Annotated in this window: 12 protein-coding genes and 2 pseudogenes; 3 read left to right on the plus strand and 11 right to left on the minus strand. The window is 60.0% G+C overall.

Features of this window, described 5'->3' with window-relative positions:
• Window position 1: 1 nt before the first annotated feature.
• Window positions 2–892 carry a helix-turn-helix domain-containing protein gene (locus tag G3A56_RS17390; RefSeq protein ID WP_082185886.1) on the plus strand — a complete coding sequence of 297 codons (891 nt, stop codon included), beginning with the start codon at window positions 2–4 and terminating at the stop codon, window positions 890–892.
• A 144-nt stretch (window positions 893–1036) separates the two neighbouring features.
• On the opposite strand, the gene G3A56_RS17395 is transcribed toward G3A56_RS17390, so the two are convergent.
• Entirely contained in the window at window positions 1037–1891 is an 855-nt protein-coding gene (locus G3A56_RS17395; protein ID WP_082185885.1) for an AraC family transcriptional regulator, read from the minus strand.
• A gap of 124 nt (window positions 1892–2015) precedes the next feature.
• Here G3A56_RS17395 and G3A56_RS17400 point away from each other — a divergent pair, with 124 nt between their 5' ends.
• Both G3A56_RS17400 and G3A56_RS17405 read left to right on the plus strand, forming a co-directional pair.
• Entirely contained in the window at window positions 2016–3212 is a 1197-nt protein-coding gene (locus tag G3A56_RS17400; RefSeq protein WP_082185884.1) for an MFS transporter, read from the plus strand.
• Window positions 3213–3302: 90 nt separating this feature from the next.
• Complete coding sequence (locus tag G3A56_RS17405) at window positions 3303–4205, plus strand: LysR substrate-binding domain-containing protein (protein WP_082185883.1); 903 nt, start codon at window positions 3303–3305, stop codon at window positions 4203–4205.
• A gap of 15 nt (window positions 4206–4220) precedes the next feature.
• On the opposite strand, the gene G3A56_RS29345 is transcribed toward G3A56_RS17405, so the two are convergent.
• The 10 genes and pseudogenes from G3A56_RS29345 to G3A56_RS17450 all read right to left on the minus strand — a co-directional run bounded on the left by G3A56_RS29345 (window position 4221) and on the right by G3A56_RS17450 (window position 12899).
• A complete protein-coding gene (locus G3A56_RS29345; RefSeq protein ID WP_281357776.1) occupies window positions 4221–4346 on the minus strand; it encodes a hypothetical protein in 126 nt (41 codons plus the stop codon).
• Entirely contained in the window at window positions 4328–5500 is a 1173-nt protein-coding gene (locus G3A56_RS17410) for a TRAP transporter large permease (protein ID WP_246231381.1), read from the minus strand. The genes G3A56_RS29345 and G3A56_RS17410 overlap by 19 nt, the downstream gene beginning before the upstream one ends.
• Window positions 5497–6045 (minus strand): TRAP transporter small permease, encoded by a 549-nt coding sequence (locus G3A56_RS17415; protein ID WP_052820014.1) that lies wholly within the window; start codon window positions 6043–6045, stop codon window positions 5497–5499. The genes G3A56_RS17410 and G3A56_RS17415 overlap by 4 nt, the downstream gene beginning before the upstream one ends.
• A gap of 55 nt (window positions 6046–6100) precedes the next feature.
• Window positions 6101–7096, minus strand: a complete 996-nt coding sequence (locus G3A56_RS17420) for a DctP family TRAP transporter solute-binding subunit (RefSeq protein WP_082185882.1) — start codon at window positions 7094–7096, stop codon at window positions 6101–6103.
• 21 nt (window positions 7097–7117) lie between these two features.
• Entirely contained in the window at window positions 7118–8020 is a 903-nt protein-coding gene (locus G3A56_RS17425; protein WP_082185881.1) for an NAD(P)-dependent oxidoreductase, read from the minus strand.
• Window positions 8021–8032: 12 nt separating this feature from the next.
• Window positions 8033–8334, minus strand: a pseudogene (locus G3A56_RS17430) (putative quinol monooxygenase).
• Window positions 8335–8351: 17 nt separating this feature from the next.
• A complete protein-coding gene (locus tag G3A56_RS17435) occupies window positions 8352–9710 on the minus strand; it encodes an NAD(P)H-dependent oxidoreductase (protein ID WP_164056755.1) in 1359 nt (452 codons plus the stop codon).
• Between the two features lie 262 nt (window positions 9711–9972).
• Window positions 9973–10985, minus strand: a pseudogene (locus G3A56_RS17440) (LacI family DNA-binding transcriptional regulator).
• 116 nt (window positions 10986–11101) lie between these two features.
• Window positions 11102–12112 carry a D-altritol 5-dehydrogenase gene (locus tag G3A56_RS17445; protein ID WP_082186090.1) on the minus strand — a complete coding sequence of 337 codons (1011 nt, stop codon included), beginning with the start codon at window positions 12110–12112 and terminating at the stop codon, window positions 11102–11104.
• Between the two features lie 16 nt (window positions 12113–12128).
• The gene (locus G3A56_RS17450) at window positions 12129–12899 is read right to left on the minus strand and encodes a galactitol 2-dehydrogenase (protein WP_035243462.1); all 771 of its coding nucleotides are present in this window, start codon (window positions 12897–12899) and stop codon (window positions 12129–12131) included.
• Window positions 12900–12989: the final 90 nt, after the last annotated feature.

Genomic DNA, 12989 nt, shown 5'->3' on the forward strand with positions numbered 1-12989 from the left:
TTTGGCGGAAAGTAAGATTGCCGAAAGAGCCTTCTACCAGCCGGGCGCCAGCAGCATCGAGGGCATGCCGACGACGCTGCAGCTTTTTCACAATCACCCGCCCATCATGCTCCGGCCGCACTGGCATGCCCAGGTGGAGGTGAACTATGTGATGTCGGGATCGGTGCATTACCGCATGGGCGATCACGATCTTTCGCTTTATGCCGGCCAGATGTGCATTTTCTGGGGCGGGCAGCCGCACCAGATGGACCGCTCCTCTGACGATTCCTTTTATGCGGGCGCCCATCTGCCACTCGTGCATTTCTTCCGCATGCGCCTGCCCGCCGCTGTCTCCAGCCTGCTGATGAGCGGTGCGACGATGGTGAGCGCTGAGACGGACCGGGCCGACGCCGAAAATTTCGGCCGCTGGTTCCGTTACGTCACGTCGGGGGACCCGGCCAGGGCGCAGCACGCGGTGGAGGAATTGCTGCTGCGGGTGGAGCGCATGTTCCTTGAGCCATATTCCGTCATATCCTCCGCCGCCAATGGCAGGCGCAAGCAGGATGACGAGGGCATGGCTCCCTCCATCGGCGTGGTGCGCATGTGCGATTTCATTGCGGCCAATTTTTTAGATGACATCGACGCGACGGAAATTGCCCGGGCCGCTTCGCTTCATCCGAAATATGCGATGAACCTGTTTCGCAAATCCACCGGCATGACGCTGATCAAATATCTGACCCTGCTCCGGCTCTCCCGCGCACAAGCGATGCTGATGAACGGCAAGGACAATATTCTGCAAATCGCCATGGAAAGCGGCTTCGGCTCCGTCAGCGCCTTCAACAAGGCGTTTCGCCAGATCGCCGGCATGTCGCCTTCCGATTTCCGCCGCGACATGCGCGCGACGGCGGCTTAGGGTACCCTCCTCATTCCTGTGCTCGTCACGGGAATCCAGCCGACGCGCGTCTGCGCGGCGAAAAGAGTCCTTTCAACCCAAAGACTTGGGCTGGCTGAATCCCTGTGACAAGCACAGGGATGAGGGTGAGTGAGCACCCCAAACCTAGCCACCCATCTCTTCGAAATCGGAAAAAGCAGCGCTGCGCTGCCGCGCCGCCTGCCGATAAGCCCGGGGTGAACTGCCCAGCATTCGCCGGAACATGGTGGTGAAAGCCGGAATGTTTTCATAACCGGCGTCGAGCGCCACATTCGTCACCGCCTCCCCCGCAGCAAGTCTCGGCAGCGAGGCGAAGATGCAGGCCTGCTGGCGCCAGGTTACGAAGCTCAGCCCGAGTTCCTTGCGGAAGAGCCGCGTGAACGAGCGCCGGCTGATGCCCATGGCCGCCGCCCAATCGTCTATCTCCACCCGCGCGACCGGCTTTTTCAGGAAATCACGGCAGAGGGCAGCCAGGCGCTGGTTCTCGGGAAATGGCAACCCAAGCGGACGTTCCGGCAAACGGTTGACCTCATCCAGCAAAAGGGCCCGCACAAGGCCCTGCCGGTGGAAAGCGGCCGGCTGGTGCTCCTCGCCCAGCAATTCCGAGATCAGGCTGGAGGCGAGATCGGTTATCTCCACGACCCTTGGGGCCTCGGCGTGAAACAGATCGGGATGGACATAGATTGAGTGCATCTCCACCGTGGAGATGGTCTCGGCCTCATGTTGCAGCCCGGCGGGAATGAGAAGCCCGTGGCCGGGCGGTATCATCCAGCGCCCGTCTGCGGTGCTGACCAGCACGACCCCCTGACGGGCACACCAGATCTGCACGCGACTGTGGCTGTGGGGCGGGGTCCGGTGCCCCGTGGGATAAACGCGGCAAAGCGCCAGCACCGGTTCATTGGTGCCATCGATCAATTTCAGGCTTCGCTCATGTTCGTCCTGCGCCAGGCTCGAAGGCTGCCGCGATTTGATTTTTACCATTTGGCCCACTCACAAAGAAAATCGTCCAGAACACAAATGCAGGCCAGAAACAATATGAATAAAAGCGGAAAGAAATAAAGACACGTTTCCCGCCCTTCCATCGGGAATTCGGAGAGGATACATCATGGCCACCGTCACCAGCGCCGGGTTCAGCCCGCAACGCACGGCGTTTTCAATCATAGCAGCTGCCAGCTTCTGCCACATGCTCAACGACATCATGCAATCCCTGCTGACGTCGCTCTATCCGCTGCTGAAGGCCAATTATGCGCTCGACTTCATGCAGATCGGGCTGCTGACCTTTGCCTTCCAGGTGACGGCGTCGCTGCTGCAGCCGGTTGTCGGCATGGTGACCGATCGCTGGCCCATGCCGTTCTCCCTGCCCGTCGCCATGCTGTCCACCTGCGCCGGCCTCATCACGCTCGCTTTCGCCCACAGCTTCGAGGTTCTGGTGATCGGCGCCTGCCTCATCGGCATCGGCTCGGCGATCTTCCATCCGGAAGCCTCGCGCGTCGCGCGCCTGGCGTCTGGCGGACGCCACGGCCTTGCGCAGTCGTTCTTCCAGGTTGGCGGCAATACCGGCACGGCCATCGGCCCGCTGCTCGCCGCCTTCATCGTCATCCCGCTTGGCCAGTCCAGCCTCAGCTGGTTCTCGCTGATCGCACTTCTGGGTTTCGCCGTTTTGTCCTGGGTCGGCGTCTGGTACACCCGCCACCGGCGCGCGAATGTCGGCAAGGCTCCGGTCAGCCGTGCACTGCCGCTGGCACGCGGCACCGTGATGATGACGCTTGCCGTGCTGGTTGTTCTGACCGCCACCAAGAACGCCTATCTCGCGAGCCTTTCCAGCTACTTCACCTTCTACACCATCGAGAAATTCGGGCTCGGCGTACAGGATGCGCAGGTTCTGCTGTTCCTCTTCCTCGGCGCTTCGGCGGCCGGCGTGTTCTTCGGCGGCCCGATCGGTGACCGTTTCGGCTCGCGCGTCGTCATCTGGTTCTCGATCCTCGGCGTCATTCCCTTTGCGCTGATGCTGCCCTATGCCAACCTGTTCTGGACCACCATTCTCGTCGTCGTCATCGGCTTCGTGTTCTCCTCGGCCTTCTCCGCCATCGTGGTGTTCGCGCAGGAGCTGGTGCCGGGACGCGTCGGCCTCATCGCCGGCATGTTCTTCGGTTTCGCCTTCGGCTTCGGCGGCATCGGGGCTGCGGTTCTGGGCGTCTATGCGGATAAGGAAGGCATCGAGTTCGTCTATCGCATCTGCTCCTACATGCCGCTGCTCGGCTTGTTGACCGTGCTTTTGCCAAAGTTGCCAAGCCACCGGTAAAAGCCCTTCGCTCTCAAGCATTTCGTCACGGCAGTCACCTGTGTTAATCAACAGGTGACTGCCGTAATTCGTTGAGCGAAGACCAGCCCCATGCAGATACCGATAAAATCGATCCTTGTCTTTCACGCTGCGGCAAGGGCTGGCAGCATTTCGCGGGCGGCGGAAGAGCTGAGCGTGACGCCGTCGGCCGTTTCCCAGCAGATCCAGTTGCTGGAGGGCCAGCTTGGCACGACACTGATGGCGCGAACGGGGCGCAAGGTGACGCTGACCGAGGCGGGCGAGCGGTATTTCTCGATGATCACCGCCCAGATCGAGCAGATCACCGATGCCACCGACAGCATTCGCGGCTTTCGCTCGGTGACGACGCTGACAATCCGGGCGACGCCGACCATTTCCAACAAATGGCTGCTGCCACGTCTCGGCTCCTTTCTGGAGGAGCATCCCGAACTGGAAGTACGCCTCGACGGTACCAACGAACCCACGGATTTTTCGCAGGAGCTTGTCGATATAGAGTTGCGCCACGGTGATGGCCGCTGGCCCGGCCTGTTCGTGGAGGGCCTGGTGGAGGAGGAGTTCCTGCCGGTCTGTTCGCCCAATTATCCGAGAGCAGGTGCGTATGCACCCGAAGAATTGCAAAATCAGCGACTGATTCATTCCGTCAAGGCACAGGCGCAATGGAACCATTGGTTCCCTCTGGCTGGCGTGACAGCAGAAAAGCGCTGGCGGCGGGTTCTTTTCGATCGTAGCCATATGGCGATCGATGCCGCCGTACTCGGTATCGGAGTGGCGTTGGAAAGCACATTGATGATGGAGCAGGAGCTGCGAAGCGGTGCTTTGATCGCTGCCGTACCCGATGCGCCCCGCATCAGGCTCGTCACGCAATGGATCGTCTGCCCCCATGCCCATCTCAGGCAAAAAAAGGTCCGGATTTTCCTCGACTGGTTGCGAAAAGAGCGGGACGACTGGAAAAGTCGCCCCGCTCAGGGTCACTAGATTGGTTTGATCGCCTCAATAGAGGCCCATGAGCCGGATAGGAGCAAGCGTCAGATCCGGGAAGAGCACCAGAGCGAAGATCGCGGCGACCAGAATGGACATGGGCGCGAGCGAACCCTTGATCACATCCTCGATCGACATTTTCGCCACCTGCGCGACCGCGAACAGGCACACGCCAACCGGGGTGTGACCAGCCCGAGCGTCAGGGTAATGACCATGACGATCAGGAAATGTATCGGATCGACCCCGAGCGATACGGCCGGCGGCATAAGCACCGGGATGAGAATGAACATCGCTGCAATCGCATCCATGAACATGCCGACGACAATGAGGAAGAAGAATATCAGAACCATTGCCATCGTAGGCCCGGTGCTGATGTGGCCAAGGAAGACTGCGACCTGCGCCGGCAAGCCATCGAAGGTGAAGACCCAGGCAGCCAGTTTCGCCGTTGCCGCTATAAAGAGGATCGAGCCAGATGTCCGTGCCGTTTCCATGAAAATGCCGAGCAGCGCCGAAAACGGGATCGTCCGGTAAAGTATCACCGACAGAAACAGCGTGTAGACAACGGCAATGCCAGCTGCTTCTGTTGGCGTGAAATATCCGTCGACAATGCCGATCAGCAGGATGACGGGCGTCAGCATCGGCAGAATGGCCGCAAGGCCCGTCGTCACGACACGACGAACATTAAAAGGCGTCGGCGGGTTGAAGCCGTTGCGCACCGCGTAGATGTGATTGAAGACCATGAATACGAAGGCGAGAAACAATCCCGGCACCAGCCCCGCCACGAGCAGGGTTCCGATGGAGGCATTGGCAACGGAACCGGCGATGACGATGAGGATCGATGGCGGGATGATCGAGGAAAGGGTGGAGGTGCAGAGCGTCAGGCCGACGGCATATCCCTTTGGAAAACCGTGGCGCTCCATGGCCTTGATCTCGATGGCGCCGATCGAAGCAATATCGGCGACCGACGAACCGGAGACGCCGCCGAAAATCACCGACGAGGCGACATTGACGTGGCCGAGACCGCCGGGAAGCCAGCCGACAATCGCCTCGGCAAAGTCGAACAGCCGTTCGGCGACCTTGCCCCGTTCCATCAGGACGCCGACAAGAATGAAAAGCGGCACCGCAACCAGAAGGAAGGAGTTCATGCCCGAAAACATGGTTTGGGCCAGAAGGTCCATCGGCATCGACGTATAGAGCGCGATGGAAGCCAGGCTGGCGAGACCAAGTGCAACGGCAAGCGGAACGCCGAAGGCGCTCATGAGAAGGAAAAGTCCAAGCAGCGTCAGGCTCATGGCCGTTTCTCCATATTTCCAACGACCAGATCGGCATCGGCGAGAGGCTGCAGGCCTTCCGGCAGTTCGATGCGGTCGCGATGCTGGCGCAGGGATTCCACGATGGCGGCAATGCCGAGAGCCGCGCTGAGCGGAATGATGATGCCGATCATCCACATCGGCGTGGCAAGCGTCGCGGCGGCTTCATTCATCACATATTGCTGGCGCACCAGCGTCCAGCCCGTCCAGATCATCAGGCCGAAAAAGACGACCGACGACACGACGTAGATGGGCAGCGCGAGACGCCGCACACAGGCCGGCATCAGCGCGATGAACACCGTTACCCGCGCCATGTCGGCGGTGCGGAAGCTGCCCGCCACGCCCAGGAACACCATCCATATGAAAAGATACCGTGTCGCTTCCTCCGTCCAGGAGACCGGAGTGCCCCACATTCGGGTCGACACCTGCAAAAGCACGACGGCCAGAACCCCGATAGCGGCCAAACCGGCCAGCACGTCGGTCGCCAATCTGATGACCCTGCCGAAAAATGATGACGTTTCGTCCATAAACCTGTCCTCCCAACCGGACCGGCTGCGCGCCGGCCCGGAAGACCTGATGGCCTTACTTCTTGCCGACGGCGGCAATGGTCTTGTCAAAGAAAGCCTGATCCTTCACCAGCCCGGCAAAGACGGGATAGAGGCCCTTTGAGACTTCCACGAACGCCTTCTGCTGCTCCGGCGTCAGGCGATTGATCTCCATTCCGTGTTTCTGCAGTTCGGCGATCGTCGCTTCGGCGCTCGAGGCGTCGTTTTGCACCTTCCACACTTCCGCTTCCTTCGCCGCCTCCTCAACGGCCGCCTTGTGCGCATCGCTCAGGGCGTTGAACTTGGTGGGGCTGATGCCCAGAACCCAGCCGTCACCCATATGGTTGGTGATCGAGACGTATTTCTGCACCTCGTAGAATTTCGCCGACAATGGGACGTTGATGGGGTTTTCCTGCCCGTCGACGACCTTCAGCTGCAGGGCGTTATAAACCTCGGCAAAGGCGAGCGGCGTCGGTGCTGCGCCCATCTTCTTGAAGAATTCCACCCAGAGCGGATTGTTGGGAACGCGGAACTTCAAACCCTTGAGATCATCCGGCGAGGTTATCGGGCGCTTGGAATTGGTCATCTGGCGGAAAGGGCGCGGCCACAGATCCACCGCCTTGATGCCGATCTTTTCCAGTCCGGCGATCAGCTCCTTGCCCTGCTCACCTTCCAGATAGGTGCGAAGCTGTTCTTCATCGTCAAAAAGATAGGGAATGGAAATCGCCGAAAAACGTGGGTCGAAATTCGCATAAAGCGATGTCGCCAGAAGCAGCATGTCGAGCGACCCACCCGCGAGCTGCTTGACGGCGCCTGATGGATCACCACCATAAAGCGAACCGTTCGGGAAGACCTTTATTGTAACTTCGCCATTCGTCTTGGCAGATACCAGTTCCGCGAACTTGTTGGCCGCCAGCGTGATTTCCGAATTGTCCGGGTCAGGCGTCGAAAGTGTGAGCGTTTCCGCCTGAGCGATCGATGCAACCAGCATGGTGGCGGCGAGAGCCAGCCCGTAAAGTTTCGAAATTTTCATGTGTTCCTCCCTTTGTTGTCTCTAAACAGTTTCGAGCGTTCCTCCGAACGCATTCATGCGCTTAATTTCAAGGATCACACCGCTGTGATCAAGCTCGCCCGCACCATGCTCGACCATGGAACGGAACAGCCGGTCAACCTCCTCGCCGACCGGTAGTTTCAGGCCGCGGCTTTTGGCAAAGGCCAGCGCCGTGGATGTATCCTTCAGCTGATATTTTGCCGGCCCGCCGGGGCGGAAATCGCCCTCCACCATGCGTTTCCCGTGCTGGCGGAAAACGGTGGAATCGGCGAAGCCGCCAAGCAAAGCCTGCCTTACCTGCGCCGGGTCGGCGCCGCCCTCTTCGACAAGCGTAAGGGCCTCCGCGACGGCGCAGATCGTGGAAGCCACGATCAGCTGGTTGGCGAGCTTGGCCAGCGAGCCGCAGCCCACCGGACCGACATGGGTGACGCGGCCAAGGCAATCGAATAGCGGCCTCAACGCCTCCACATCCGCCTGTTCTCCTCCGGCCATGATCGCGAGCGTTCCTTCGATCGCTCCCTTTTCACCGCCGGAAACCGGGGCATCGACATATCTGATAGCGCAAGCCCTGGCCGCCTCCGCCTGTTCCACCGCGTCATCGACGGGAATGGAACTCATCACCAGAAGAACCGCACCGGGTTTCATTGCTGACATGGCACCTGAAGCACCGAGCAGAACCTCGTTGCAAACCGGGCCGGAACTCAGCATGCAGAGCACGACATCCGCCTTCGCCACGGCGTCGGCGGCTGTCGCCGCCGGCTTCACGCCATTTTCCGCCAGAATAGCGGCTTTTTCAGCACTACGGTTCCAGGCCTTGACCGAGAAACCGGCCTCAGCCAGACGCGTTGCCATGGGTGCGCCCATGATGCCGGTGCCGATGACGGCGATCTCGCGGATGTCCTGCATTTTCTCCATCCTTCAAAGCCATTGCCGGTTCAGGAAACGCACCGGCAATTCTTCTTCGATGAGGGCGGGAAACGCCTCGCGAAACCGGTCGAGATGCGGTGTTTCAGATGGTCGTCGAAAGCCTCACGGCTGTCATAGACCTCATAGAACACCACGTTGTTTCCAGCTTCCGGCCGCACAACGTCGAATTGCCGGCAACCCGGTTCGTCCTGAACCGAATGGGTGGCATCATCGCGCGCCGCGTCCAGAAAGGCATCCATCGCGTCAGGTTTGACGCGGAATTCCGCGATCACCACGAAAGCTCCATTCGACATGTCCCGTTCTCCGCCCATCACGCCGCAGCGTCTTTTTGCGGGCGGAACTGGTTTTCCATATCTTGGCGAAGTTTCACCACATCCAGGTCACTCACCAGTTCCACATCGTCGAAACTGACGATCTGATCCTTTTTGATGGCGCGCTTCAGCTTGACGTTATGGGCAAGGCCGATCGGCAGCGCCTTGATGTCGAGGCTGCGGGTGGCCGGGATCGCATTGGCCCACACCGCGTAACCGCCCTCACCATCCAGCATCTCGCCGGGCTGCATATCCTTCTTCGCCGTGGCGACGGCATCGCCGCGAAATTCCTTTGAGCAACCGGTCGCTTCGTTGCGCAGCACGGCCGAAAGCACGCTGATCGATGTTTCAAGACCGATGATGTGGAACGGACGCCACATGGAAGCGTACCAGCCTGAAGGATCGGTCAGCAGGCCATATTGCTTGAAGCAGGCGCGGGCATATTCATTATGCGCCTTGAAGGTGACGAAAACGCCGTAGCGGATGTTGTTGAACACCTCGCGGCCATCCGGCTCCTGGCTTGCGGCAATGTCCACGAGACCGGAGCGCGCCATGCGACCGCCATCGGCAGCGGGGCGGAAGACGCGGGCGAGATCGTGCAGGCCTGCGGGCGGGAAGGCCAGACCGTCATCCGGGCAATCCAGTCCCGTGCCATTGGCGACGGCCGCCATCTCGATGGCCGCCTTGGTGCCGTCGGTGAAGGAGTTGTACATTTTGGGATTGAAGTCGCCCTTGGCCACCTCTTCGTCGGTCCAGCCGAAATAGCTCCAGACCGTGTCGGGCGTCGAATAACGATAGCGTGGCTCGAAATTCATGCCCTTGCCGGCGGAAACGACCTCGAAGCCGGTGGCGCGCGCCCAATCAACCAGTTCGCAGATCAGCGCCGGCTGGTCGCCGTAAGCCATGGAATAGATCAGGCCCTTGGCACGTGCCTTTTCGGCAAGGATCGGCCCGACCATGACGTCGGCTTCGACATTGACCATGACGACATGTTTGTTGTGGTCGATGGCGCCAAGCGCATGGCGAGCGCCGGCAAGCGGATGGCCGGTCGCCTCGATCACGCATTCGATCTCGCCGCGGGCGAAAAGCTCGTTCACATCGTCCGTCACATAGGTCTTGCCGCTCTTCAGCGCATCGGCGCAGCTCGTCGCGTCATAACGCTCCTTGGCCCAGCCGACCCGGCCCAGCGATTCCCTTGCCTTGCCAACGTTGAGATCGGCGACGGCGACCATGTGGAAACCCGCAATGCGCTGCGCCTGCGCCAGCACCATGGAGCCGAACTTGCCGGCGCCGATGAGACCGACCCGCACGGGCTTACCACCGGCTGCACGCTGCGACAGAAGAGAATAGAGGTTCATGTTTTGACATCCTTCGCTGGGGAAATTGCTGGCGAGAGAACCCAGGCTTCCCGGCGAAGGCCATGCAATACCGAGGCTACGAAGGCTTCCCCCTCGCGGCACCGACAACACGACGTTTCTGCGTTCCTCCCGGATACCGGCACGCCTTTGCGCCGGTGCTCGCGGTCGCCTCCCAAAGCAACCTTGGGAGCAGAGTAGGAGTGTTCAAATATTAGTTCTATTTAGAAAATCAGATTTTTTGTTTAATTTTTCTAACAAACCTTCAGGCCGATTTGCGCAACATCAGATCGGCACTAAGAAGGATGCGTTCCCGCATCCGCGTCGTGTCATCCGCCTCTTCATTCAGCTTCTGCAACAGAAGCTCGATCGACAGCCTGCCGATCTCGTTATAATTCTGCGCCACCGTGGTAATTGGCGGGCAGGCATAACGCGACAGTGGATGATCGTCATGGCCGGCGACCCTGAGGTCGTAATCCGCCCCATGGCCGACCTTGATGCCCTTCTGAAAGGCGGCGGCAATGACGCCGAAGGCGATACGGTCGTTCGAGCACAGGATGGTGCGCGACGGCAGAAGCTCCCTTCGGTCCAGCAGCCGGCCAGCTTCGTCAAAGGCGAAACGCTCGAAATCCCAGGTAACGATATCGGGAACGTTGAGCACATGCGGTTCGAAACCGAGGCGCTGCATGGCCTCAACATAGGCGGTGCGGCGCGTCGCCGCGTTGGTGTTGACCTGCGGCATATCGAAGAAACAGGGCGGTTCGCCCGAGCGGCAGAGGTAGTCCACCATCAGGCCGACACTCTGGCGGTTATCGGTGCCGACAAAGGCCGAGGTCTCATCGAGCGGCGAATCGACATAAACGATCGGAATGCTGGCCCCAGCTGTTCGAGCGTGGCGCGGTGGGATTTGACGCCGAGCGGGGCGATGATCGCGCCTGCGACATTCATCGACTTGAAGGTGCGGATGGCACGGTCTTCGATTTCCGCCTTGCCATCCGACGACAGCACGAAGGCAAGAAAGCCAGCCTCGTTGGCGATGAGTTCGATACGGCTCGTCAACGCCATGTAGAACGGGTCGGTCGAGTTCGGAATGATGATGCCGATGATATTGGAGCGGCGGCGGTTGAGGTTGACGGCGAAAATATTGGGCCGGAAGCCCGATTTCTTCAGCGCATCCTCGATGGCATCCCGCGTCTTCTTGCGGACCGAGGCCGGATCATTGAAGTATTTCGAAACGGTCGGGCGGGAAAGGCCGACGAATTCCGAGAACTCTTCCATCGTCCTGATAGATTTGGCCAAAGTGCTTGCCCCCATGAAATATTACATGTGGTACTCTATATCGACCGACCTTCGCACGAAAAGCCGGTCGAATACGGTTATCAACGGCCAAACGATCATTCGGCTGCAAATTGCACTTTCATCGTGGCGGGATCGGACGGCTTTTTCGTAAAGAACGGCAACATCTCCGAAAGCGGCAGCCGGTGCGACACCAGCCGCGCCATGATATCACCATCCGTTTCCAGAATGGCGAGCGCCTGCGGTATGTTGCGGTTCAGCGAATGCGAGCCGACAAGCTTCAGCTGCCGCCGGAAGATTTCAAAGGGCGCAACCGAAATGCGGGCATCCGGCGCGCAGACGCCGAAAAACAGCGCCGTGCCGCCATCGGCAACCAGCGGGATCATCGCTTCCGCAACAGTCGCGATGCCGGTCGCATCCGCGACGAAGTCGAACGACTTCTGTTGCCGGAGCAGCGCTTCAGACCCGGAAACCGCGGCCTGAAGGCCGAGTTCTTCGGCGAAGGCCAGTCTGCTTTCATTGATATCGGCAATCGTCACCGTCGCGATGCCCCGGGATTTCAGCGACAAAGCAAGCAGCAGCCCGATGGGACCGGCACCGAAAACAAGGGCGTTGTCTGGCACCGGCCCGCTCTCGCCGATGCCCGCACTCTGCATGCCGTTGACGACGCAGGCGAGCGGTTCGGCAAGTGCGGCGACATGATAGGGCATGGAGCCGATGCCGTGCAGATGATCGGCGTGTACGACGCTGAATTCCGCAAAACCGCCATTATGGGAAACACCATAGGCCTTCAGCGTGCTGCAAAGATTGGTCAGCCCCTTACGGCAGCTCGGGCAGGTGCCGCAGGGCAGATTGGGATCGACCACCACCCGGTCACCGGTCTTTATGCTCGTTACATCGGCGGCCACGGCCGCGACTTCACCGGCATATTCATGCCCCGGAATAACCGGAAAGGCACCGTCGCCGTAACGCGCGTGAAGCACATCGATATCGGTGTGGCAAAGCCCCGAAGCCTTGACGCGCACGAGCGCATGGCCCGGCGGCAGATCGGCAACGGGAACTTCCGCCAGAACGGCCTGTCCCTTCTCGATGAATTGAATGGCATGCATGGTCATCTCCGGCTTTTCAGCTCATCCAGTTGCCGCCGTCGACATTATATGTCTGGGCGAGAATATAGTCGCTATCTGAAGAGGCGAGGAAAACCGCGAGCCCCTTGATGTCGTCTGGCGTGGCGAAACGGCCGATCGGCACGGATTTCGCCACTGCCGCCTTCTTCTCACCCGGCTTCAGGCCTTCCCATTTGGCAAATTCCGCATCGACCACTTCCCAATGCTCACCATCCACCACGCCGGGTGCAATGGCGTTGACATTGATGCCGTGCTTGACGAGCGCCAGCGCCGCCGACTGCGTGGCGGAAATGATCGCCGCCTTGGAAGCGCAATAAAGCGTGACGAGCGCTTCGCCGCGCCGGCCGGCCTGGCTCGCCATATTGATGATCTTGCCGCCGCGCGCCCGCTCGATCATCACATTCGAAACCGCCTTCATCATGAACAGCGGTCCCTTGAGATTGATGTCGAAGACCCGCTCATAACTCTCTTCGGTAATGCCATTGATCGGGGCCATGTCGAAGATCGCGGCATTGTTGACGAGAATGTCGATGCCGCCGAATTCCTCATCCACCGCCTTCACCACGGCATCGATCCCGGCCAGATCGGTCACATCCAGCCGGATGGCCTTGGCGGAAGGGCCGATAGCGGCGGCAGAGGCGGTCGCGCGGGCAATATCGATATCGGCGATAATCACCTTCGCGCCTTCATCAGCAAAAGCCTGTGCGAAACCAAGGCCGATGCCGCGGGCAGCGCCGGTAATCAGCGCGACCTTGTTCTTCAATCTCATGTCGTTCTCCGTGATGCATGGCGGGTACTTGGCCATGCTCGCTTGTTGTCAGATGCAATTTTTCCGGCAACCGCGAACACGGAACACCGG

Origin of the sequence: Rhizobium oryzihabitans, from assembly GCF_010669145.1 — a bacterium.
GTDB classification, from domain to species: domain Bacteria; phylum Pseudomonadota; class Alphaproteobacteria; order Rhizobiales; family Rhizobiaceae; genus Agrobacterium; species Agrobacterium oryzihabitans.